General features: G+C 34.0%; 18 protein-coding genes and 1 riboswitch. Of the genes, 11 read left to right on the forward strand and 7 right to left on the reverse strand.

Annotated features, from left to right (window positions below):
- Positions 1 to 182: 182 nt before the first annotated feature.
- Positions 183 to 3,311: an NEAT domain-containing protein gene (locus ACJTHF_RS05990; protein WP_232156875.1), complete on the reverse strand. Its 3,129-nt coding sequence runs from the start codon at positions 3,309 to 3,311 to the stop codon at positions 183 to 185.
- A 195-nt stretch (positions 3,312 to 3,506) separates the two neighbouring features.
- Positions 3,507 to 4,508: an NADP-dependent oxidoreductase gene (locus ACJTHF_RS05995; RefSeq protein ID WP_048540835.1), complete on the reverse strand. Its 1,002-nt coding sequence runs from the start codon at positions 4,506 to 4,508 to the stop codon at positions 3,507 to 3,509.
- 259 nt (positions 4,509 to 4,767) lie between these two features.
- Here ACJTHF_RS05995 and ACJTHF_RS06000 point away from each other — a divergent pair, with 259 nt between their 5' ends.
- Both ACJTHF_RS06000 and ACJTHF_RS06005 read left to right on the forward strand, forming a co-directional pair.
- Positions 4,768 to 6,147: an amino acid permease gene (locus ACJTHF_RS06000; RefSeq protein ID WP_078355231.1), complete on the forward strand. Its 1,380-nt coding sequence runs from the start codon at positions 4,768 to 4,770 to the stop codon at positions 6,145 to 6,147.
- 97 nt (positions 6,148 to 6,244) lie between these two features.
- A complete protein-coding gene (locus ACJTHF_RS06005; RefSeq protein WP_058592180.1) occupies positions 6,245 to 6,532 on the forward strand; it encodes a putative quinol monooxygenase in 288 nt (95 codons plus the stop codon).
- A gap of 1,057 nt (positions 6,533 to 7,589) precedes the next feature.
- On the opposite strand, the gene ACJTHF_RS06010 is transcribed toward ACJTHF_RS06005, so the two are convergent.
- A complete protein-coding gene (locus ACJTHF_RS06010; protein ID WP_232156877.1) occupies positions 7,590 to 9,083 on the reverse strand; it encodes a CoA transferase in 1,494 nt (497 codons plus the stop codon).
- A gap of 126 nt (positions 9,084 to 9,209) precedes the next feature.
- Between ACJTHF_RS06010 and ACJTHF_RS06015 the strand changes: the two genes are divergently transcribed.
- On the forward strand, positions 9,210 to 9,800 hold the full coding sequence (locus ACJTHF_RS06015) for a TetR/AcrR family transcriptional regulator (RefSeq protein WP_142242764.1): 591 nt from the start codon (positions 9,210 to 9,212) through the stop codon (positions 9,798 to 9,800).
- Between the two features lie 27 nt (positions 9,801 to 9,827).
- Here the strand turns inward: ACJTHF_RS06015 and ACJTHF_RS06020 are convergent, their stop codons facing one another.
- The 4 genes from ACJTHF_RS06020 to ACJTHF_RS06035 form a co-directional block, all read right to left on the reverse strand.
- A complete protein-coding gene (locus ACJTHF_RS06020) occupies positions 9,828 to 11,147 on the reverse strand; it encodes an Nramp family divalent metal transporter (RefSeq protein ID WP_048540826.1) in 1,320 nt (439 codons plus the stop codon).
- 129 nt (positions 11,148 to 11,276) lie between these two features.
- Complete coding sequence (locus ACJTHF_RS06025) at positions 11,277 to 12,545, reverse strand: MFS transporter (RefSeq protein ID WP_107602977.1); 1,269 nt, start codon at positions 12,543 to 12,545, stop codon at positions 11,277 to 11,279.
- A gap of 196 nt (positions 12,546 to 12,741) precedes the next feature.
- Positions 12,742 to 13,560: a MetQ/NlpA family ABC transporter substrate-binding protein gene (locus ACJTHF_RS06030; RefSeq protein WP_078355234.1), complete on the reverse strand. Its 819-nt coding sequence runs from the start codon at positions 13,558 to 13,560 to the stop codon at positions 12,742 to 12,744.
- Between the two features lie 82 nt (positions 13,561 to 13,642).
- Positions 13,643 to 13,748, reverse strand: a riboswitch (SAM riboswitch).
- Between the two features lie 598 nt (positions 13,749 to 14,346).
- Complete coding sequence (locus ACJTHF_RS06035) at positions 14,347 to 15,057, reverse strand: MerR family transcriptional regulator (protein WP_232156888.1); 711 nt, start codon at positions 15,055 to 15,057, stop codon at positions 14,347 to 14,349.
- A gap of 287 nt (positions 15,058 to 15,344) precedes the next feature.
- On the opposite strand from ACJTHF_RS06035, the gene ACJTHF_RS06040 reads away from it, so the two are divergent.
- The 8 genes from ACJTHF_RS06040 (at position 15,345) to ACJTHF_RS06075 (ending at position 23,789) form a co-directional block, all read left to right on the forward strand.
- The gene (locus ACJTHF_RS06040) at positions 15,345 to 16,973 is read left to right on the forward strand and encodes an APC family permease (protein WP_078355236.1); all 1,629 of its coding nucleotides are present in this window, start codon (positions 15,345 to 15,347) and stop codon (positions 16,971 to 16,973) included.
- A gap of 305 nt (positions 16,974 to 17,278) precedes the next feature.
- Complete coding sequence (locus tag ACJTHF_RS06045) at positions 17,279 to 19,306, forward strand: BglG family transcription antiterminator (protein WP_058592175.1); 2,028 nt, start codon at positions 17,279 to 17,281, stop codon at positions 19,304 to 19,306.
- 19 nt (positions 19,307 to 19,325) lie between these two features.
- On the forward strand, positions 19,326 to 19,793 hold the full coding sequence (locus tag ACJTHF_RS06050) for a PTS sugar transporter subunit IIA (protein ID WP_048540813.1): 468 nt from the start codon (positions 19,326 to 19,328) through the stop codon (positions 19,791 to 19,793).
- 57 nt (positions 19,794 to 19,850) lie between these two features.
- Positions 19,851 to 20,129: a PTS sugar transporter subunit IIB gene (locus ACJTHF_RS06055; RefSeq protein ID WP_078355238.1), complete on the forward strand. Its 279-nt coding sequence runs from the start codon at positions 19,851 to 19,853 to the stop codon at positions 20,127 to 20,129.
- Between the two features lie 84 nt (positions 20,130 to 20,213).
- A complete protein-coding gene (locus ACJTHF_RS06060) occupies positions 20,214 to 21,473 on the forward strand; it encodes a PTS galactitol transporter subunit IIC (RefSeq protein WP_048540810.1) in 1,260 nt (419 codons plus the stop codon).
- Positions 21,474 to 21,493: 20 nt separating this feature from the next.
- Positions 21,494 to 22,525, forward strand: coding sequence for a zinc-binding dehydrogenase (locus ACJTHF_RS06065; protein ID WP_058592173.1), 1,032 nt, complete (start codon positions 21,494 to 21,496; stop codon positions 22,523 to 22,525).
- Positions 22,526 to 22,566: 41 nt separating this feature from the next.
- Positions 22,567 to 22,725: a hypothetical protein gene (locus tag ACJTHF_RS06070; protein ID WP_088592136.1), complete on the forward strand. Its 159-nt coding sequence runs from the start codon at positions 22,567 to 22,569 to the stop codon at positions 22,723 to 22,725.
- 26 nt (positions 22,726 to 22,751) lie between these two features.
- Positions 22,752 to 23,789, forward strand: coding sequence for a galactitol-1-phosphate 5-dehydrogenase (locus tag ACJTHF_RS06075; RefSeq protein WP_078355239.1), 1,038 nt, complete (start codon positions 22,752 to 22,754; stop codon positions 23,787 to 23,789).
- Positions 23,790 to 23,840: the final 51 nt, after the last annotated feature.

The raw sequence follows: 23,840 nt of genomic DNA on the forward strand, positions 1-23,840 counted from the left end.
CCTTAATTACAAAACTCGGCTAAAGTGTAACTAACACACTCAGTATTTGCACTTTCAGCCAAAACTGCTCGTAACGGTATCAGTATTTGCACCTTCAGCCAGAACTGCTTATAAAAAATGCCAACAAAATCACAGTTGTGACTTTGTTGGCATGATACGAGACTATTATTTAGGTCTCATTTTTATTTACTATTTTTTGTTTTTCTTCTACCTATGAAGAACAATGAAGCTAATCCAGCTATAAGTGATCCAAATAATGCATATTGTGTATTATCAAGCTCACCTGTATTTGGTAATTCATTTTTATTTTCTTGTTTCTTAGCTTGTTCTTTTGGTTGCTCAGTTGTCGCTTTATCTTTACTTAATTCTTGTTTTGTTGATTCAGTTTCTGCTTTTTCTTTATTTGGTTCTTGTTTTGTTGCTTCAACTTTATCTTTGCTTGCTACTGGCTCAACTGATTTTTGTTCTTCTTTATTTGTGTTAACTTGTTCTTTTGCTGGTTTAGTTGTTGATTTAGTGCTTACATTAACAACAGGCTCAGCTTTTTGATCTGGTTTAACTGTTGGTTGTTGGTCTTTAGTTGGTTCTTGTTTTTGATCAGTTGTTGGAGCTGTTTTTTGATCCAGTGTTGCTGTTGATGGCTGATCTTTTGTTGGCTCTTGTTTATTATCTGGAGCTGGACTTGGTGTTGGTTCTGGACTTGGTTCCGGACTTGGTTCTGGTGTTGGTTCCAGACTTGGTTCTGGTGTCGGTTCTGGACTTGGTTCAGGAGTCGGCTCTGGACTTGGTTCTGGTGTCGGTTCCGGTCTTGGTTCCGGTTCTACTACTGATACCCCTGGAATAGCTTTATCAAAAATAACACGTGTTGTGTATTCTTTATCAGTATTATCATAAGGATTGACGATACGTGATTTAGATATTAGTGATGTCACACCTGATGGTACTTCAACTTTCACAATACGCTTCTCACTATCTTCTGCTAATATTGTTGTATTTAGTTTTTCTTCACCATTATATAATTCGAAATTTTTCCAGAATTCAGGACGTAATAATGTGAACTTAATAAATGTTTTTCCATTTTCATGGCTTACTTTTGAAGGATGTTCAAAAAATCGGTCTGTTATTGAAGTTGAATCATTATTTTCTTTTTTTACAACGAAACCAAAGTCTTCTCCTTCATTGTCTGCAGATACAGTAGTTCCGTCTGTATTAGTTGGCTCCGAACTTGGTTCCGGTGTTGGTTCCGGACTTGGTTCTGGAGTCGGCTCCGGACTTGGTTCTGTATTGTCAGTAGCTTCTCCTAAGTCTTTAATTCTTACATGGTATGAACCTTCGTAATCAATATTTGGTGTTATTAAATGAATTTTAATGATTGCATTATAGAAATCTTTACCTTCTACAATTGGGAACAAGATTGTTCTTGTATCTTTTTCACCATCTTTGTTAATTGTGATTGGGCGTTTATAACCATCTTCACCTTCAACTTGGAAATCTTTCCACATTGAATCATGTTTTAAAGTAATGGCTAACATTTTCTTACCGTTATGCTCAACTACTTTAGCAGGATGTTCAACTTCAAAGTCCATATGAGATTGATCTTCCTTAGAACTATGTAATACTTTAAAGTTTCTGTCTTTCGCTTTTGAAGTATCTACATTTGTAACTGGTGCTTTTTCAAATTCTGTTACTGCAGATTCTAATTCTTTAGCTAATTTATCTTTAAGTCCTTTTAATTCTTCTTGAAGTTGTGGTTTTTCTTCATCAGAAACTTTATTGATTAATTTCTCTAGCTCACGAACTTTATCTTCTAAAGTAATAGCTTTATCATATTTCTCTCTATCTTTCTGTTTCTTATAATCATCTGCCGTGGCATAATTAGATGCGTCTTTAGTTATTAGTTTATCAAATACTATATGACCAAGTTCAAGTTCAGTCTTACTATCAAGTGCAAGTGCAGTCCCTTTTACTTTTAATTCTTGCGTATTTTTATTAACTTTAACTCTTATAGTTGCTACTTCGTTATTAGTATCATATGAAACAACTTCATAGTCTAACTTTTTATCGCCATCAAATAAATCAAACTCAAGCCATGTAGAAGGTGCATCTACTCGTAATTCTAGAAGAGGTTGATCACCATCAAAAACAATATTTGCCGGATCTTTAATCATAGCACTATAGTAGAACATTTCTGAATTATCTTTAGGATTAATAACTTTAAAGTTAATTGGTCGTTTTTCACCATCAACTGGTTTATTATGAATTTCTTTGTTTTTAACACCTTCTCTTAATTTAGAAGTTTGCTCTTGATCTGCTTTAGGTGCCTCTGTATCAGATTTTGGTGTTTCCTCTTTCGGTGCTTCTGGTTCTACTTTTGGTGCTTCTGGAACAGCTTCATCAAAAATAACGCGTGTTGTATATTTGTTATCATAATTAATAAATGGTACAACGATATGTACTTTTGATGTAAGTTCTGAAACGCCTGATGGTACTTCAACTTTAACAACACGTTTATCATCATTTTCTTCTAATGTTGTCATATTAAGTTTTTCTTCACCATTATATAATTCGAAATTTTTCCAGAATTCAGGACGTAATAATGTGAACTTAATAAATGTTTTTCCATTTTCATGGCTTACTCTTGAAGGATGTTCTAAATAATCATCCATTACTGATTTTGCATCTTCTGCTTCTTTCTTTACAATAAATCCAAAGTCATGTGCTTCATTTTCTTCAGATACAGCACTTTCCTCTTTATCGGTAGTCGCTTCAGTTGTTGCATTGTCTTCCGCTTCATCAGATCCAACGGCTGATTCTAGTGTTTCATCTTCATGAGATAGGCGTGTTTCATTACTTGAATCTGTTGTATCAGATTCTTCTTTTGCTTCAGATTCTTCTCCCGAAGTTGTTCCATCATCTGCAGTTGAATCGTCTGCAGATACACTATTTGCACTTGCATCATCTGCATTTACATCTGATGAGTCAGTCGCATCAGAACCTTGAATTTCTTCAGTTACACCGTCATTACTTTCTGTTTCATTAACTACATTTTCTGCAGCTGGTGCTTCTGCTGTTTCAGCAGCCGAAGCATCGTCTGCCGCTACTGGCTCACTTTGACTATCTTCAGTAGTAGCCGCCGCTTCATTTACTGTATCAACTTTATCTTCCATTGCATTAGCTGTTTGACCTGCTCCCAAAAATAGAGTCGCACCAATAGCAATAGAAGCTATTCCTCCCGACAATTTTCTAATAGAAAAATGATGTTGCTTCTTAATTGTTGAACGATTCTTGTTGTGCTCGTGTTGTGTTGTCATATTCATCTCTCCCGTAAATTAAAATCGATAATGATAATCGTTATCATTTGTCAATTCAAAATTATACCATCTAATCAAAATTTTAGGAATATACAAATGGATATTTTTGTCATTTTTTGTTAGATTATACTCGTCTAAATGAGGCATAAAAAAATCAGCTTAGGATATGTTCATCCTAAACTGATTTCACATTTTTTATTCAGCTACTTTTATAACTTGTTTACCAAAATTATCACCAGTAAATAACTTACGGAATGCATTTGGAATTTGATCAAACCCTTCGTCTATTGTAACTTCGGATTTAATTTTCCCTTCTTGTACCCATTGTGCTAACTGTTCACTTGCTTCTTTAATATCTTCATTAAATTGTGCAACAATGAATCCTTGCATCAATGCTTGGCTTTTAATCAATGTTTGTTGAATACGTGGTCCAATGTCTTCGCCTTTAAGATTGTATGAAGAAATTGCGCCACAAACTGGTATACGTGCAAATTTATTTAAATGTTTAAACACTTCATCTGAAAGTGCACCGCCAACATTTTCAAAATAAACATCTATACCATTTGGAACTGCTTGTTCTAATGCCTCAGCAAAATTATCTTTCTTATAATCTATACCTTCATCAAAACCTAATGTTTCAGTTAAGTAATTTACTTTCTCTGATCCACCTGCAATACCTACTACGTGCGCACCTTTCAACTTAGCAATTTGTCCTACGACAGATCCAACCGCACCGGATGCAGCTGAAACTACAACTGTTTCTCCTTCTTGAGGTTTACCAATTTTCAAGAGTCCTTGATAAGCTGTCATACCAGGCATACCGAGTACACTTAAGTATAGATATAACGGTACTTCATTTGATGGAATTTTAGTAACATATTTTTCATTGATTGTTATATATTTTTGCCAAGGTAAAATACCTGTTACAATATCGCCTTCTTTAAGGTCAGAAGCATTTGATTGAACGACTTCTGCAACGATATGGCCGTTAAATGGTTTATCTAATTCATAAGACTGCGTATAACTTTTAGAATCATTCATACGTCCTCTCATGTATGGATCTACAGAAACATATATTGATTTTAATAACACTTCTTCATTATTTGGTTCTTTCACTTCTATTTCTTCATAACGAAATACATCATCTTGAGGGATACCTTCAGTTCTTTTAGCTAATACAATTTGTTCATTTTTCATGGATTATCCTCCTCATTTATAAAAAGTAATTACTTACTTTACGCTTGTAAATATTAAACATGATTATGAATTGAGTCAAACAGTCTGTTCGTAATTTAATTTTTTTATAACTTTTATCATATTTTATTTATAATTCACTAAATCTTCAAATTAAATACATAATAATTCCTTTTTTAAGACAAAATTACACTAATTGAATTATTTAAACATATAGAATTTTTAGACAAATCTCTGTATAATTGTCTGCCGGAGGTGCAACATGAATCAATTTTTCAAGAAGAAAGAACACCTTTCTTCTCAATCAAATAAAAAACTTAAAAAAACACTCGGCGCTTTTGATTTAACCATGCTTGGAGTCGGAGCTGTTGTTGGTAGTGGTATTTTTATTTTACCTGGTGAAATATCTTCAACAATAACTGGACCTGGAATTATGCTTTCATTTATTATCGCTGCAATTGGATGCGGTTTAGCAGCTTTATGTTACTCTGAATTTTCATCAAAAATTCCTCAAGCTGGTAGTGCCTATACATATAGTTATTATGTTTTTGGTGAAGGTATTGCATGGATATTAGGTTGGGCATTATTACTTGAATATGGTTTAGCAATCGCAGCAGTCGCAAGTGGCTGGTCTTCATACGTCGTTAATTTACTATCTGGTATGAATATCCATATTGTAAAAACATTATCTGGTTCATATGACCCATCTAGTGGTCATTATTTTGATTTACCAGCATTTATTATCATTATGATCATTGGCGCATTATTAATTATTGGCGTAAAAGAATCTACACGTATCAATAATATTATGGTTATTGTCAAAATAATGGTTGTCCTACTCTTTATAATAGTAGGTATTTTTTATGTTAAACCTGATAATTGGAGTCCTTTCTTACCATTTGGTTTCAATGGTGTGTTAACAGGTGCTTCAATGGTGTTCTTTGCGTATATTGGATTTGATGCAGTATCATCTGCAGCTGAAGAAGTTAAAAATCCTCAAAAGAACATGCCAATCGGAATTATTGGTGCATTAACGATTTGTACCATTTTATACATTATTGTTTCAGCTGTACTTACAGGTGTCGTACCATATCAAAATTTAGAAGGTGTCGGTGCACCAGTTGCATATGCATTACAATCCATTAATCAAAATTGGATAGCTGGATTCCTGTCAGTAGGTGCAATCGTTGGTATGACAACAGTTATCTTCGTCATGTCTTATGGTGGAACGCGTTTAATATTCGCGATGAGTAGAGATGGTTTACTACCAAAAGTCTTCTCTAAAACGAATCAAAAACAAACACCCGTACAAAATACTGTCATACTCACGTTATCTATGGGAATCGTATCAGGTCTTGTACCTTTATCGGAACTCGCTTCACTAATTAATATCGGTACATTATTTGCATTTTGTACAGTTTCAATAGGCGTTCTGTTCTTAAGAAGAAATCGATCATTACCATCAGAAGGTTTTAATGTACCTTTATATCCCGTATTACCAATCGTATCCTTTATAATCTGTTTATACCTGATGACAAACTTAACACGTACAACTTGGATTGCATTTATTATATGGTTTATTTTAGGTATTATCATGTACTTTACGTACGGAATAAGACACTCAAAATTAAGAACCAAATAAAATTTTCAATTCCAAGATTTCAAAATTTACAATTCTATCGCTTTCTGTCATGATTCAAATATAGAAATCAAATTGATAGAGAGAAAGAGGTTATCTTATGTTAATCATAAATGCGAAGTTTGAAGTTCAAGCACAAGCAGTTGAACAATATGAAGCATTGATTAAAGATTTAGTAGCATCATCAAGACAAGAAACCGGAAATATCGGTTACGAACACTTCAAATCAACTGAGTCAGACAATACTTATTTAATGTATGAAATTTGGGAAAGCCAAGAAGCTATAGAAACACATAATAATAGCGAACACTTCCAACAATTTATTAAAAGTGTGAAACCATTATTAGCCGGCCCTTCAGATATTAAAGTAAGTGCAAGCAAAGAATAGAACCTATTCGTAGCTGAAGAATTCTATAAATAAGCGAATAAGCATACCACTTATCTGAGAAACTCAGAAAACAAAGTGATATGCTTATTTTTGTATGATTATGTTGGACTAACTATCATTATTTCGAATTCTGGTAATTAGGTGGGCGCTCACTTAGAGACATTTCTCGGAATTCTGTCCCTAACAGTACCTCTTACGGACATTTCTCGGAATTCTGTCCCTAATGACATCTCTTACGGACATTTCTCGGAATTCTGTCCCTAACGACACATCTTACGGACATTTCTCGGAATTCTGTCCCTAATGACATCTCTTACGGACATTTCTCGGAATTCTGTCCCTAACGACATCTCTTACGGACATTTCTCGGAATTCTGTCCCTAACGACACATCTTACGGACATTTCTCGGAATTCTGTCCCTAACTGCTCCTCTTATGGACATTTCTCGGAATTCTATCCCTAACAGTACCTCTTACGGACATTTCTCGGAATTCTGTCCCTAACGACACATCTTACGGACATTTCTCGGAATTCTGTCCCTAACGACACATCTTACGGACACTTCTCGGAATTCTGTCCCTAACAGTACCTCTTACGGACACTTCTCGGAATTCTGTCCCTAATAGTACCTCTTACGGACACTTCTCGGAATTCTGTCCCTAACAGTACCTCTTACGGACATTTCTCGGAATTCTGTCCCTAACAGTACCTCTTACGGACATTTCTCGGAATTCTGTCCCTAACGACACATCTTACGGACATTTCTCGGAATTCTGTCCCTAACGACACATCTTACGGACACTTCTCGGAATTCTGTCCCTAACAGTACCTCTTACGGACACTTCTCGGAATTCTGTCCCTAACAGTACCTCTTACGGACACTTCTCGGAATTCTGTCCCTAACAGTACCTCTTACGGACATTTCTCGGAATTCTGTCCCTAACGACACATCTTACGGACACTTCTCGGAATTCTGTCCCTAACAGCACCTCTTACGGACATTTCTCGGAATTCTGTCCCTAGTGACACGCCTAACAAACTAAATTCAACCAATTTCTACTTCCAAGCTGGTTTATCTGATCCTCTGACCATCAAAACTGTATCGTAATGTCCTGGTGTTTCACTCATTTCTACTTGATCTGTCACACCTACATAAGTTCCAAGTGGTGTTTCTGCTTCAAATTGTTCTGGCGCTACTGCACGATGTTCTTCATTACTATTTGCTACTTCTTGTGCATAATCTTTATCAAATATACCTAAAGACATTAAATACGCAGACACTTTACTTAATGATACAGACACACTATAACTACCACCTTCTACTGCTCGTCTTTCTAATGCTTTAATTGTACCGAGTTCTAACAACCATGAAATAACGTAATCATTTACAACGACAATTGGTGGCAATGCGGGTTGTTCATCTGTTCCTTCTAAACTCATAACACCTGTGACACTTCCTGCCGTCTGATCAAATCCATTTCTATCTGACCATGGTCCTGCATGTCCATGTAAATTAACAGACGCATGTATGATACCGGATTTCTTCTCTGCTAATGCTTCAGCTGTCACATTATATTTTTCCATAAATCCATGTCTTTTATTGATGAAGAATATATCTGCATCACTTAACAATTCATCAAATTTATCTCTATGTGACTGTTGATTTGTGATATCTAAATAAGTTGAACGCATTCCGACATTAGAAGTTAAATACATTGTTTCTACTTCTAACTCAGTTGGTCGCCATACATTGAGTACGTCCGCTCCATGAAGTGCTAAACCTCTACCTAGTCCTGCTCCTGCTATAACATGCCCCATTCCTAATGCTCTTATACCACTTAATGGTTGTTCTGGGTTCTCAGTGAATGGTATCGGTTCAGATTCTCCTATTTTCTTAATTTCAATCAGTTCTGATTCTGCAATATATTTAAACTGTTCTTCTTCAACAAACTCTTCAACAGAACGTACGAGCGGCATCACGATACCTTTTTTAGAACCCGATTCCTCTAATTCTTTACCATTCCACTGTTTAATCGCTTTAGTAACCGCTTCTTTCGTTCCTCGACAATCTAATAAATCCAATACATGTTCTTTAGCATTTGGATAAGGGTTTAATGGCATTACCCATCTATTATCTTTCGTTTCATAAAAATTAAATCTAAATGGTGTATGTGGATCTTCTTGACCTTTTGCTGGAAATCCATTTAATGTTTCCCATTTTCGTTCGTAAAAAGGGGATAACCTTTTTAATGCTTTTCTAATATCGACATGAATATCTTGTCCTTTACCACCTCGAACTTGCCATAAATGAGCTAAAGCGACTGATTTAGCTGCCAATCCCAATCCTGCTAATCCGGCAATTCGTAATGTACTTGGTAACACTGGATCTTTACCATAGAATGTAACGTTGCCACCACTATCTGCAGTCGTATAACCAACTGAATTAAGAATTTCTTCTAAAGCTGCATTTAAATCAAAGTGATCGTCAGTTACTCTATTCTGTTTATTATTTAACAACGTTTCTTTCAACATTTCGGCATCTTGTTTCAATATGTTCTCCTCCAATATTTTTCATATTATTATTATAAAAATGTTCGACTTAAAAAAACAATGTGTGTAAAATGAGAAAAGCAACACATTTTCAAATTATGTTGCATTCATAAGAAGGTGAATGATTTGGACAAGAAACAAAAACAATCCAGAAACAAAATACAGAATGCATTGTTAACATGTTTAAATACAACGAGCATTCAGTCCATAACAGTTAAACAGTTATGTGAAGAAGCTCAAATCAATCGTTCAACGTTTTATAGACATTATCCATCAATTGATGCATTAACGTCTCATACGATATCAAGTTACTTTCAATTACTATTCGGTGAGCCTTATAAATTTTATTTAAAACATCACAGCATTAGCGAATCACAATTCTATATTGCTAATAATATCTTTAGCCATATATCCCACAACGCATTTTTCTATCAAACGATGTTCAAACACTACCCTAATTTCTATATTTTGCTTAAAAATCATATTCATCAAAGATATATTATCTTTTTCGAAGATACTGGCGTTCAAAATGACATGATATTAGATAAAGACATTGTCGCTGAATATGTTGCGGCGGCTTATGCAGGTATGATACAAGGATGGGTCATTAGAGCATTAGACACCCCACCTGATGAAATGGCACAAAGATTAATCACACTTAATTCGACAGGTCCCATCAAATTATTAATAGACGCAGAGAAAAAGCCAAGGCAATAAAATCATTTGCCTTGGCTTTATTATAAATTACATAAATTCTGATATTGTTTCTACTATTAAATATATATTAAGGACACTTAGAACTACTGCGAGTATCCAAGATATAATATTAACCCATCTTTTATTGACGAATTGTTTACCCATGATCTTTGGATTACTTGTCGCCATGATTAATGGAATAATACTAAATGGTAAAGCTAAACTTAAAAATACTTGTGTGAAAATTAATAAATCTTCTATTTTTGTATCGCTTGATCCATATAACCACAAACATAGAAATACTGGTATAACTGCGATAACTCTTGTAATGATTCTACGTACCCATGGTTTAAGTTTAATTTTTAAGAAACCTTCCATAACAATTTGTCCTGATAAAGTACCTGTTATTGTAGAATTTTGGCCTGAAGCTAATAATGCTATCGCAAACAGTGTACTCATAACAGCGCCACCTATAGCACCGCCTACATGAGAGTGACTTAAAGCATCATATAAATCAAAGAATCTACCTAAAGCTTCATGACTACCAAAGAATAATGCTGCGCCTAATACTAATAATAAGCAATTAATGATAAACGCAATTGTTAATTGAATATTAGAATCTATTGTTGCATATTTAATCGCACTTTTTTTACCTTTATCTGTTCTTTCATAATTTCTAGACTGAACAATTGATGAATGTAAATATAAGTTGTGTGGCATAATCGTTGCACCAATAATACCTAACGCAATGTATAAAGCGCCTTTATTCGTAACAATTTCAGAACTTGGTAAAAATCCTGCCATTAAGGAACCAGCATCAGGTGAAGATAGATACACTTCAAACATAAAGATAATAAGAACTGTAAATATAAGTACACCTACAATTGCTTCTATTTTTCTAAATCCGAGTTTAATAATTAAAAGTAAAAGTAAAACATCTAATACTGTGATCGTTACCCCTAAAGTCAATGGAATGTTAAACAGTAAATTTAAAGCAATAGCACTACCAATTACTTCAGCAATATCAGTTGCCATAATTGCTAACTCTGCTAAAATCCAAGCAAATACGCCTAAAGACTTATTAGTCATATGCTCTGTAACTTGTGCTAAATCCATCCCACTTGCTATACCTAATCTTGCACACATGCTTTGTAACAGCATTGCAGATAAACTAGATATTAAAATCACAAATAATAATATATAACCGTACTGAGCCCCACCAGACATTGACGTAATCCAGTTACCCGGATCCATATATCCGACTGCTACAAGCAAACCAGGACCTAAATACATTAGGAACTTTCTAAAAGCATTTGCTTCAGCATCAAAAGAGACCGTACTATTAATTTCTTCTAAACTTTTGTCCATTTCTAACACCTCTATATCAAGAGGATATACCTATTTATCTAATTTGTAAACATTTTAATTAGGGTAACCTAAACTTTTTGTTATAAAAAAGAATCCAAAGCACATAATGTGCCTTAGACTCTTAAAATATTATACATTTTCTTCTTTTACTAAAGGATTGTCAGGTTTAATAAAGAACCACATGATGATTGCGAAGACAGCAGGTATTAACATCAATAGTAACGTAGAATTCCAACCTATTCTATCAACTAATAGTCCTACTAAAAATGGGCTTAAAAATCCTCCAATATTTCCCCATAAGTTCATCCATCCAGAAACAGTTCCAGCAAAGTTACGACCTAAGTCTGTAGCAGTTGCCCAGCTCATACCCATTGATGCACCAACTCCAGCTAGACAAATACAAAAACCAATTATACATAAATATAAATTATTTGTAGTTAATGCGAAGAATAACGAAATACAAAATACTATGAATCCTAATATAGCAATTATACTTCTAGCTACAAATTTTGATTTCCCTAATGATAAAATTTTATCTGAAATTGTACCACCTAACATAATTATTACAAACATTGCTAACCAAGGTGCACCAGCGATAAAGCCCATCTCTTTAAAATTAACATGGTATTGTTCATGTAAATATGTAGGTAACCAGTATAAAAATAATGTAATGACAAATTGTACAACGAAATATTGTGCAGCAATTGCATAGAAACTGAAACGTTTGAAGAATACATTCCAAGGTGCAGTTGTTTTACCTGTATTTACAACGTCACGTGTTTCCATAATAAATCTTTTTTCAGCTTCATTAACCATTTTATGTTGCTCTGGTAAATCTTTAGCAATAATTACCCATAAAATCGCAATTAATATACCCACTAATCCGAAAATATAGAATACTGCTTGCCAACCAAACGCGTTCATAATTGCGATTGTAACAATTGGTGCTATTACTGGACCGAAGTATGAACCTGCTAATAATGCAGAAGATGCACGACCTTTTTCATTCTTATTAAACCAGTAACTATTAAATACAGCATTTGATGGATACATTGGCGCTTCACCTACACCAAATAAGAAACGTACAAAGTATAGTAAGCCATGATTTTTCACAATACCTGTAAGAATTGTGAAAGCACTCCACCATAATAATGCGATTGTTAACATTTTCTTAGGACCAAACTTTTCAGCTAATATTCCTGAAGGTACTTGCATTAAAGCATAACCAAGTGAGAAGAATGATGCTAATAGCCCGAATTGAGCTTTACTCATATTTAAATCTTCCATCATAGGTCCGGCGATAATAGAGATGTTTGAACGATCCATATATGCGATAATTCCTATAATAAAGAATGCAATTGCAAAAAACCATCTTATATTAGTTCTTTTTTCTTTCATAAATATCCAACTTTCTTAATTAATTTCCCTTCAAATTCATGCGGTCATATGATGACTCTATTTATTAATAAGTTGAATATAGCACAAACAGGAAACGCTTACAACATAAATTTTAAAGATTTATAATATTATTTCATTGTGAATAAATACACAAATATATAAAATTAAAACCCAGACATATGCCTGGGCTCATGTATTATTCTTTTTCATATGGAATAACATTATCACCATATTCATCTTTAATATATTTCTTCATTTCTTTAGACTGAAGTACTTTCAGAAGTTCTTGGAATTTCTTATCATCTTTATGACCTTCTTTTACAGCTAATATATTCGCAAATGGTGATGATTTATCTTCAATTGCTATCGAATCTTTTACTGGATTCAGTCCATTATCAATTGCATAGTTTGAATTCATAATCACTAAATCACCTTCACCACTGTTATATGTTTTAGGTAAAAATTCTGCGCCTTGTTTGTTATTAAAGTTCAAATTCTTTTTATTTTCTATAATATCATCAAATTTAGCATCTTCAATTTTCACCTTTGGATCTATTTTGATCAATCCTTCATTAACAAAGAATGATAAAAATCTTCCTTCTTCTGCTGGGTTGTTAGACACGTAAATTGTTGCGCCATCAGGTAAGTGTTTCAAATCTTTATGTTTTTTACTATAAACACCCATTGGCGTTGTGAAAACTTTTCCTACCTCTTCAATTTTATATCCATGTGTTGCTTTTTCAGCTTTTAAGTAAGGCACATGTTGAAATAGATTTGCATCGACGTCACCTTTATCCAATAATTTGTTTGGCACTTTATAGTCGTTTACTGTTTTAACTTCTAAGTCATAACCTTTTTCTTTCATTTTTTCCTTCGCATGTTCAACTACATCGCCATGCGGAGCCGGAGAAGCTGCTACCGTAATCTTTGTATTTTCACCTCCACTAGATTTCCCACACGCAGATAATAATAAAATAATACCGATAAAACTAACGAACTTTACGAGTTTCCTCATATGTATACACGCCTCTTTCCAAAATAAAATTTAAAATAAAAAAACTTCCCCTAAAAAAATTAGAGAAAGTTAGATAAACCTCCTCTCATCTTCAAAAGTTTAGACAAACTTTATGTGAATTAGCACCTTTCCAAATAGAAGGTTGCTGGGCTTCATAGGGCACATCCCTCAGCCACTCTTGATAAGAGTCTTTTATTATTTTTATTAATCCTATCATTGTACTCAAGATTAGTCAATTTAAAATTTTATACCGGAGAATGAGGGGATGGTTTGGATGGCGGTGATAAGAGCATTAAGATATGTGAGTTTGGTGAAAGTTGTGGGTAATATAGGTATGAAGCCATGACTTAGTCCATCTCTTGGCTTTATTCAGTACTTAAGCCATGACTTGGGCCATCTCTTGGCTTTATTCAGTACTTAAGCCACGACTTGCCCTATCTCTTAGCTTTACTCCATACTTAAGCCATGACTTGGGCCATCTCTTGGCTTTATTCGGCACTTAAGCCAAGACTTTCACCATCTCTTGGCTTTATTCAGTACTTAAGCCATGACTTGGGCCATCTCTTGGCTTTATTCAGTACTTAAGCCACGACTTGCCCTATCTCTTGGCTTTATTTAGTACTTAAGCCATGACTTGGGCCATCTCTTGGCTTTATTCAGTACTTAAGCCATGACTTGGACCATCTCTTGGCTTTATTCAGTACTTAAGCCATGACTTCCCCATTTTTCTATACTTATCTCTCAAATCTTCTTTAACTACGCGACTCTATTAATCGAATTCTACTATTATTCATGTGTCTCGATACAAAAACTTTCTACATTACAATGTGGACATAATAGCTTTCTTGTTTGATAAGTATGATTAGATTTGAACCATTCTGAGAAAATCGGTTTAAATTCATTTTGGCAATTTAGACATAAGTAACTTACAACAGCATAATATTTTTTAACGGCAAATGCTGCATACAATAGTACGAACGGATAAACGATGATAACTGGCTTCCATTTTTTCTTTGTTATCGCCATGGCAATGCTTGTATTTTGGCCAATACCGACAATCATAGATACAAACATAAATTTACTTCTAAATTTTTTCATTAGTTGATGCTTTTTAGATTTATTTTTTAAATTCAAGATATTAGATACTGGATATTCGCTTTCTTCATTTATATTCTTTTTAATAAACTGAATTTGTTTCAATTGGTCACTTTCGTTTCGAATATTTTCCTCTAGCTCAATGATTTTTTCACTTAACAGTACATTGAGTGTGTTGATAGACTCATTTGATTTCAACAAAGCTTTAATTTCTTTCAAAGAAAAATTCATATCTTTCAAAATCAACACAATCTTTAATTGATTCAAATCCGCTTCTGTATATAATCTTCTATTATTTTCTGATGTTTCACTTGGACTGACAATTCCTTTCTTATCGTAATACTGTACTGTACGAACTGTTATATGACATACCTTGGCTACTTGTCCTGTAGTCATTTGCATACTAACCACTCCTCGTATTATTAGATTTTATACTTATATTCTATTTTATGACGTAGCGTCACAATCAACTTAAAAATACAAATTAATTTACTTTATAGCCAGTCAGACTGCCGGAACTCTAAAAACCTTTCATCTCCATAAAATTGGTATATACAGCCATTTGAAAACGTTTGATATTTACAACGAAATTTGACTATTAATTTCATAAGCGTATAATATTGACCCGTGCTTTAATTTTAACAATAAAAACAAATAAAAATTGATTAAAAATTAGAATGGGAGATTGGATGAGTAATCATAACGAAAACAAAAAAATTAACCTGACCCAACTCGTACTATTAGGACTTGGTTCATTAATCGGTTCTGGATGGTTATTTGGGGCATGGGAAGCATCATCAATTGCAGGTCCTGCTGCAATTTTATCTTGGATTATAGGCTTTGTTGTTATAGGATCTATCGCTTATAACTACATTGAGATTGGAACAATGTTCCCACAATCAGGTGGTATGAGTAACTACGCGCAGTATACACATGGTTCACTGCTTGGTTTCATAGCATCATGGGCTAACTGGGTATCATTAGTAACGATTATCCCTATCGAAGCTGTATCAGCTGTTCAATACATCAGCTCTTGGCCATGGGATTGGGCTAAACCTACTAGCCAACTTATGCATGATGGTTCAATTAGTAATATTGGATTATTTGCAGTATTTATTATCATTATTATTTTCTCATTATTAAATTATTGGTCAGTTAAACTATTAACATCATTTACAAGTTTAATATCATTCTTCAAATTAGGTGTGCCACTTGTAACGATTATTATGTTAATTATTTCTGGATTTGATACAGGAAACTATGGTTCGTCATTAGGAGAATTTATGCCGTATGGTAGTGCGCCAATATTTGCTGCTACAACAGCATCTGGTATTATATTCTCATTTAATGCCTTCCAAACAATTATTAACATGGGATCTGAAATTCAAAATCCTGAAAAGAATATCTATCGCGGTATCTTAATTTCACTTTCTTTAAGTGCTGTATTATATATTATTTTACAAAGTACGTTTATCACATCTATGCCAACAGACATGCTTTCTGAAAGTGGTGGTTGGAGCGGTATTAATTTCGACTCACCATTTGCTAACTTAGCCATCATATTAGGTTTAAACTGGTTAGCTATTCTATTATATTTAGAAGCCGTTGTATCACCATTTGGTACAGGTGTTTCATTCGTAGCGATTACTGGTCGTGTATTACGTGCAATGGAGAAAAACGGTCATATTCCTAAATTCTTAGGTTCTATGAATGAAAAATACAACATTCCACGTGTCGCAATTGTATTTAACGCTATTGTCAGTATGATTATGGTTTCATTATTTAGAGATTGGGCAGTATTAGCAAGTGTTATCTCTACAGCAACACTTGTTGCATATTTAACTGGTCCAACAACTGTTATTTCATTAAGAAAAATGGCACCGAATATGCATAGGCCATTCCGTGCGAAAATGCTTGGCTTTATGGCGCCATTTTCATTCGTTGTTGCATCACTCGCCATATATTGGGCTATGTGGCCAACAACAGCACAAGTTATATTTATTATTATTTTAGGTTTACCAATTTACTTCTTCTATGAATATAAGACAAATTGGACAAATACTAAAAAACAAATCGGTGGGAGTATTTGGATCATTGCATATCTTATCATACTTGCTTTCTTATCATTTATCGGAAGTAAAGAATTTAACGGACTTAATTGGATCCACTACCCATATGATTTCATCGTCATTGCAGTTGTTGCACTTGTATTCTATAAATTAGGTACAACAAGCTACTTTGAAGGTATTTATTTCAAACGCGCGAAGAAAATTAATAAAAAAATGAAAGAAAACTTACCTGACGAATCACAAGAATAATTATTATTTAAAAGCAATCGCTAATCGAGCGATTGCTTTTTTTATGTTCTTATCCCCTTTTCACTCCTTTCTTCACATAAGTTATCCCTACTATGTATTCAATTTTAATAATATTCATGCATTTGTAATTATTCGTTGTGTCTTACAAACGTTGTCATATCAGAATAATCACAAAGGTGTACACAAAAGTTAATAACATTTGTGATTAAAGCTTGTACAACTCTTTGATGACCTGTGTTAAATTATGATTAACAACAAAGGAGGTATTCAAAATACAAAAAGAAAACTTTAATATCATTTCAGAAATGATTAAAAACCCAAAAGTAAAAGGCAAAGACTTAGAATCAATGTTTAACATTTCACGAAGACAGCTTGGGTACAGGATTCAAAAGTTAAATGACTGGTTTAAAGAACATGATTATCCGGAAATCGAACGAACTAGCCAAGGTTATTTTATCGTTGATGACACCATTAAAGATTTTCTTAATGTTCCAATTGAATCCACCTATCAAGAGAATGAGCAGGTATATACGGCATACCAACGTGCACACCTCATTTTATTGATGTTGTTTAGTGAAGAAGAAGGCCTTTCATTAAATCACTTCTCAATTGATTTAGAAGTCAGTAAAAATACCATTCTAAATGATATTAAGAAATTGAAAGAACTTCTACAACCATACGAAGTTAATCTGAAATATAGTCGTACTAATGGTTATTACTTAGCTGGTAGTGAATTTGAAATTCGAAGACTTCTTATGAGGCTCATCGATAAAGTCTTTACAATGCATATTGCTCAGTCTGATATCATCAAAAGTTTAAGTATTATTGATGAAAAAATTGAATTAATCAATAAACAAATCACTAAAATCGAACAATATTTAGACAGAAAATTCATTGATCAAAGTACACAAACATTACCTTATAAACTTTATTTAATTTTACGAAGAATTAAGCATGACAAAATTGTTTCATCATTTTCTATAGGATACGATGATTTATCGGATACGAAAGAATATCAAGCAACAGAAATTTTGACATCGAACTACCCAAATATTCCAAGACAAGAAAAGTTATTCATTACTTTACAGTTGCTGTCTACGAGTGTTCAGTGGTCAGATGTCAGTGATGTTCAACATATTCCAGAACTCAAAAAGGCACTTATAGACATGATCGTACAATTTGAAAAAATTACTTTTATTAAATTTAACGATCGAGATTCTTTGATTAACCAATTAATGCTTCATATGGAACCTGCTTTTTACAGAATTCGATATCAATTATCTGATGTAGAAGGTTTAGAAAATTCCTTAAAAGAAGATTATAAAGAACTCTTTCATCTCGTTAAATTATCTTCAAAACCTTTAGAAAAGTTCTTCGGGCAATCATTACCCGAAAATGAAATTGCTTATTTAACCATACTGATTGGTGGCAGTTTAAGAAGGCAAGATGAAGAAATTGAACAAAAAGTAAAAGCTGTCGTTGTTTGTACACAAGGTACATCCATTTCTCAGCTCATGTTACAAGAGTTGCGAAGTGTATTCCCTGAATTTATATTCCTTGATGCTTTATCATTACGTGATTTCAATCAGTATGAATTAGACTTTGATATCGTCTTTTCACCGATGCATATCATGACACCTAAAAAATTGTATATCACGAAAACGATTTTAACTGCTCAAGAAAAACATGAACTACGGCAACATGTATTCGGTCAATTAAATAATACGATGGAAACAGAAATACAAGTCGAAAAAATGATTTCGGCTATAAGAGAACATGCAACAATTCATAATGAATCAGAGCTTTTCAAAATCGTAAAAGCACAATTTGAAGATACGTATGCATATTCATCGGTTAAAGCATCAACATTATCTATCAATAGTACTTTGAACTTACAAGATTTATTACCAACCAATCATATTAATTTTGTAGAGCGCGTAGCTGATATTGGAGAAGCCATTCAATTAACGGCTAACCCGTTAGTAAGAATGAAATATGTCGACCCGCTCTATGTAGATAAGATGCATGCAGCATTTGATGATACGTATATGGTTATTAACCAAAATATCGCAATCCCTCATGCTGATGGTGATCAAGTCGTTCATAGAACTGCAATGAGTATGTTGATTCTGAAAGAGCCACTCGAGTTGAGTACTGGATTAAAGGTTCATATCTTCGTAGCAATCGCTGCTACAGATAAGTTCAAACATTTAAGACCACTACTACAACTAAGAGATATGTCTCAAGACGATAAAGCTATACAACAAATTGTTCAAACAGATTCAAAAATTGATGTATATAAAATCATTCAACACTTTTCAAAAATAGATTAAGTCAAAGGGGTTGCATAATATGCAAGATTTAAAGATCGATGCTTCTAACGTCATTCTAGATTTAGAAGCTAAGACAAATGTTGAAGCGTTGAGTAAGTTGTCAGAGGTCATGTACCAAAATAATTATGTTAAAGACACTTACAAAGACGCAGTGATAGAAAGAGAAAAATCATTTGCAACTGGTTTACCAACTGTATATTGCTCAGTGGCAATCCCACATACCGACATACAACACGTTCAGACGAGATCAATAGGTATTGCAGTACTTAAAGAAACCGTTCCATTTGTCATTATGGGAGAAATTGAAGAAACAACAGACGTGAAATTAATATTCATGTTAGCAATGGATAAAGAAGATGCTCAACTATCATTATTACAAAAATTGATGGGAATCTTCCAAAACGATCAATTACTTGAATTGATTGCCAATGCACAAGATAAACAAACAATTGTAGATGCAATAGATAAAGAATTAAGCGAAGTATAAATAAATTAACAGGAAGAGTTTGATGTACACATCGACTCAAATTAGGAGGAAATTATTATGAAACAAGTATTAGTAGCATGTGGAGCAGGAATCGCAACGTCAACAGTGGTTAACAACGCAATTGAGGAAATGGCTAAAGAACACAACATTAAAGTAGATTTAAAACAAATCAAAATTTCTGAAGTTGGTGCATACGCTGAAACAGCTGATTTATTAGTGACAACAGCAATGACGCAAAAAGAATTCAAATTCCCAGTTATTAACGCACGTAACTTCTTAACAGGAATCGGTGTTGAAGATACTAAGAAAGAAATTTTAGACGCTTTACAAAGTTAAACAAATTCAAAATTAAAAACTAGCATGAGGTTGGAATAAATCATATTTCATCCTCATTCTTCTAAAAAGAGGATGGTGTAGGGAATGAATGGTTTTGTAAATTTTATTCAAGCATTTCTTGATTTAGGTGCAACGGTAATTTTACCGATTGTCATATTCTTATTAGGGTTATTTTTCAGACAGAAAGTTGGTGCAGCATTTAGATCTGGTTTAACGATTGGTGTTGCATTTGTAGGTATTTTCTTAGTAATTGATTTACTTGTAAATAATTTAGGACCTGCAGCACAAGCAATGGTTAAAAATTTAGGCGTAAGTTTAAATGTAATCGATGTAGGTTGGCCTGCTACATCATCAATTGCATGGGCATCTGTTATCGCTGCATTTATTATTCCTTTAGGTATTGTGATTAATGTCATTATGTTATTAACTAAAGCAACTAAAACAATGAACGTTGATATTTGGAACTTCTGGCATTATACATTCTGTGGTGCAATGGTATATGCCGTTTCGGGAAGCATTTGGCAATCATTAGTTGCTGCTGCATTATTCCAAATCGTCTGCTTAAAAGTAGCTGATTGGACTGCACCAATGATGAGTAAATTCTATGATTTACCAGGTGTATCTATTGCAACTGGTAGTACGATTTCTTATGTACCTGGTATCTTCCTTGTTAAAGGTCTTCAAAAAGTGCCTGGTATTAACAAATTAAATGCTGACCCAGATACAATTCAAAAACGTTTCGGCGCTTTCGGTGAATCTATCTTCGTAGGTTTAGTACTTGGTTTAGCAATTGGTTTATTAGCTGGATACAATGCTGGTGACGTTATTAACTTAGGTATGTCAATGGCTGCTGTTATGGTCTTAATGCCTCGTATGGTTAAGATTCTTATGGAAGGTTTAATGCCTGTATCAGAATCAGCTCGTACTTGGTTAAACAAACGCTTTGGAGATCGTGAAATTTATATTGGTTTAGATGCTGCGGTTGCATTAGGTCATCCAGCTGTTATCTCAACTGCTTTAATCTTAGTACCTGTAACTGTATTATTAGCTGTTATTTTACCTGGTAACCAAGTATTACCTTTTGGTGACTTAGCGACAATTCCATTTATCGTCGCATTCATCGTAGGTGCAGCACGCGGTAATATCATACATTCAGTTATCGTTGGAACAGTGATGATTGCTATTTCACTATATATCGCAACAGATGTAGCACCTATCTTCACAAGCATGGCTGACGGTACAAATGTGAAAATGCCATCAGGATCTTCACAAATTTCAAGTCTTGACCAAGGTGGTAACATCTTAAACTATATTATCTTCAAGTTCTTTGCATTGTTCAACTAACATTAAGGGGATGACTTTAAATGAAAGCATTAGTAAAAACAGCACCTGGTTTTGGTAATTTAGAAATTTTAGATAAAGAAATTCCAGAACCAAATGAAAATGAGATAAAAATAAAAGTTCATTATGCCGGTATTTGTGGTACAGATGTTCACACTTATGAAGGTCATTACAATGTAAACTTTCCTGTAACCCTTGGCCATGAGTTTTCTGGAGAAATCGTTGCGCTTGGTGATAAAGTTGAAGGATTTGAAATTGGTGATCGTGTAACGTCTGAGACAACATATTATATTTGTGGTGAATGTGAATACTGTCAATCTGGAGACTACAATTTATGTAATCATCGTAAAGGTTTAGGTACGCAACAAAATGGTGGCTTCACACAATATCTTGTAGCAAGAGCAGCAAGTGTTCACAAGTTGCCTGACAATGTTTCTTATAAAGCCGCTTCTATGACAGAACCTCTCGCTTGTGCACATCACGCAGTGTCTAAAATTGAAATTAATCAAGGTGATACTGTTATCGTTATGGGACCAGGACCAATTGGCCTACTCGTCGCACAAGTCGTTAAAAGTAAAGGTGGAAAAGTCGTTATAACTGGTTTAGATAACGATAAAGCTCGTTTAGCAAAAGCAGAAGAATTAAATTTAGATCATGTTGTGAATATTCAACATACAGACTTAAAAGAATATGTTAACAACATTACAGACGGATACGGTGCAGATGTTGTATTAGAATGTTCTGGCGCTGTACCTGCTGCTAAACAAGGTCTTGATCTATTACGCAAAAAAGGTCTATATGTCCAAGTTGGTATTTTTAAAGATCCAGAAATACCTTTTGATTTGGAAAAAATCGTTCAAAAAGAAATTAGAGTTGTAGGTAGTAGAAGTCAGAAACCTGCCGATTGGGAACCATCATTACAACTCATGAGTACTGGACAAGTAAATGCAGAAGCACTTGTTACTGCTGAGCTTGATATTACTGAATGGGATGAAGGTTACAATCACATTAAAGGCGGCGAAGGTATTAAAGTATTACTTCGCCCTATCGAATAAACAAATAATCTTTTTAAAGATAAAAAAGGAGAATGTTGATTATGGTTGAACACATGTTAGATTTTATGCTTGGGCCAATGAGAGGTATTACACAATTCTATATGGATAATTTACTCGTATGTAATAGTGCTGTCTTCTTAAGTTATTTCGGTTCTAAACTTTTCAAGAAGAAGAAAGTGACTTCAGAACAAACCTCATAATATAAATAGAGGGGAGGATAATACTTTTGAAAGCCTTAAATTTATATGGTATTGAAGATTTAAGATTTGAAGAAACAGCTGTACCAAAGATAGATGCACCAAATGATGTCATTATTAAAGTTAAAGCAACGGGTATCTGTGGATCAGATACCTCCCGTTACAAAAAGCTTGGACCTTACAAACAAGGTATGACGTTTGGACATGAATTTTCAGGAATTGTTGAGGAAGTTGGTAGCGACGTATCGGGGTTAAATGTAGGAGATGCTGTAACAGGATGCCCCGCTGTCGTATGCCATCAATGCCATTACTGTGAAAAAGGTGAATACTCACGTTGTGAAAATTTATATGTGATTGGATCATATGAACCTGGTTGTTTTGCAGAATATGTGAAACTCCCAGCAAACAATGTACTTAAAGTACCAGACAATGTAGATTTAGATACTGCAGCAATGGTCGAACCTTCTGCAGTCGTTGCACATGGATTTTACAGAACACATATGAAGCCGGGTGCAACTGTAGCTGTCATGGGATGTGGAAGCATTGGGTTACTAGCCATTCAATGGTCGAAAATATTCGGAGCAGCTAAAATAATCGCAATAGATATTGATGACCATAAGTTAGAAATCGCTAAACAACTCGGCGCGGATTATACGATTAATTCTAAAGAAACAGACTTAGATGAGTCTATATTTGCAATACCTGAAAAAATTGATGTTGCTGTTGAATCAGCAGGATCACCGTTTACAATAGGACAAGTGCTGACATTACCTACTAAAGGTGGCGAAGTCTTACTATTAGGTATTCCATATTCAGATATCGAGATTCATCGTCAACATTTCGAAAAGATATTAAGAAATGAGCTGAATGTCATCGGTTCATGGAACGGTTTATCTGCCCCATTCCCAGGAGAAGAATGGGCAGCTACACTACATTATATGTCTACAGGAGAAATTGATGTAAAACCCATTATCTCCGATGTACTTCCTTTATCAAAAGGACCAGAAACATTTGATAACTTAGTAAACAGAAAGAAACAATACGATAAAGTAATCTTCCACCCATAAATAAACATAACCATATATCAATAATACCTTAAGAAGGGACAGGGGCACACA

It is taken from the genome of Mammaliicoccus sp. RAM2 (genome assembly GCF_045897195.1).
Lineage (GTDB): Bacteria > Bacillota > Bacilli > Staphylococcales > Staphylococcaceae > Mammaliicoccus > Mammaliicoccus sciuri.

Excerpts from the sequence above, each read along its gene's own strand:
- ACJTHF_RS06050 (WP_048540813.1), top strand. The coding sequence starts at position 19,326 with ATGCAAGATTTAAAGATCGATGCTTCTAACGTCATTCTAGATTTAGAA.
- ACJTHF_RS06060 (WP_048540810.1), top strand. The coding sequence starts at position 20,214 with ATGAATGGTTTTGTAAATTTTATTCAAGCATTTCTTGATTTAGGTGCA.
- ACJTHF_RS06030 (WP_078355234.1), bottom strand. The coding sequence starts at position 13,560 with ATGAGGAAACTCGTAAAGTTCGTTAGTTTTATCGGTATTATTTTATTA.
- ACJTHF_RS06040 (WP_078355236.1), top strand. The coding sequence starts at position 15,345 with ATGAGTAATCATAACGAAAACAAAAAAATTAACCTGACCCAACTCGTA.
- ACJTHF_RS05995 (WP_048540835.1), bottom strand. The coding sequence starts at position 4,508 with ATGAAAAATGAACAAATTGTATTAGCTAAAAGAACTGAAGGTATCCCT.
- ACJTHF_RS06055 (WP_078355238.1), top strand. The coding sequence starts at position 19,851 with ATGAAACAAGTATTAGTAGCATGTGGAGCAGGAATCGCAACGTCAACA.
- ACJTHF_RS06025 (WP_107602977.1), bottom strand. The coding sequence starts at position 12,545 with ATGAAAGAAAAAAGAACTAATATAAGATGGTTTTTTGCAATTGCATTC.
- ACJTHF_RS06045 (WP_058592175.1), top strand. The coding sequence starts at position 17,279 with ATGATTAAAAACCCAAAAGTAAAAGGCAAAGACTTAGAATCAATGTTT.
- ACJTHF_RS06035 (WP_232156888.1), bottom strand. The coding sequence starts at position 15,057 with ATGCAAATGACTACAGGACAAGTAGCCAAGGTATGTCATATAACAGTT.
- ACJTHF_RS06070 (WP_088592136.1), top strand. The coding sequence starts at position 22,567 with ATGGTTGAACACATGTTAGATTTTATGCTTGGGCCAATGAGAGGTATT.
- ACJTHF_RS06000 (WP_078355231.1), top strand. The coding sequence starts at position 4,768 with ATGAATCAATTTTTCAAGAAGAAAGAACACCTTTCTTCTCAATCAAAT.
- ACJTHF_RS06065 (WP_058592173.1), top strand. The coding sequence starts at position 21,494 with ATGAAAGCATTAGTAAAAACAGCACCTGGTTTTGGTAATTTAGAAATT.
- ACJTHF_RS05990 (WP_232156875.1), bottom strand. The coding sequence starts at position 3,311 with ATGACAACACAACACGAGCACAACAAGAATCGTTCAACAATTAAGAAG.
- ACJTHF_RS06005 (WP_058592180.1), top strand. The coding sequence starts at position 6,245 with ATGTTAATCATAAATGCGAAGTTTGAAGTTCAAGCACAAGCAGTTGAA.
- ACJTHF_RS06020 (WP_048540826.1), bottom strand. The coding sequence starts at position 11,147 with ATGGACAAAAGTTTAGAAGAAATTAATAGTACGGTCTCTTTTGATGCT.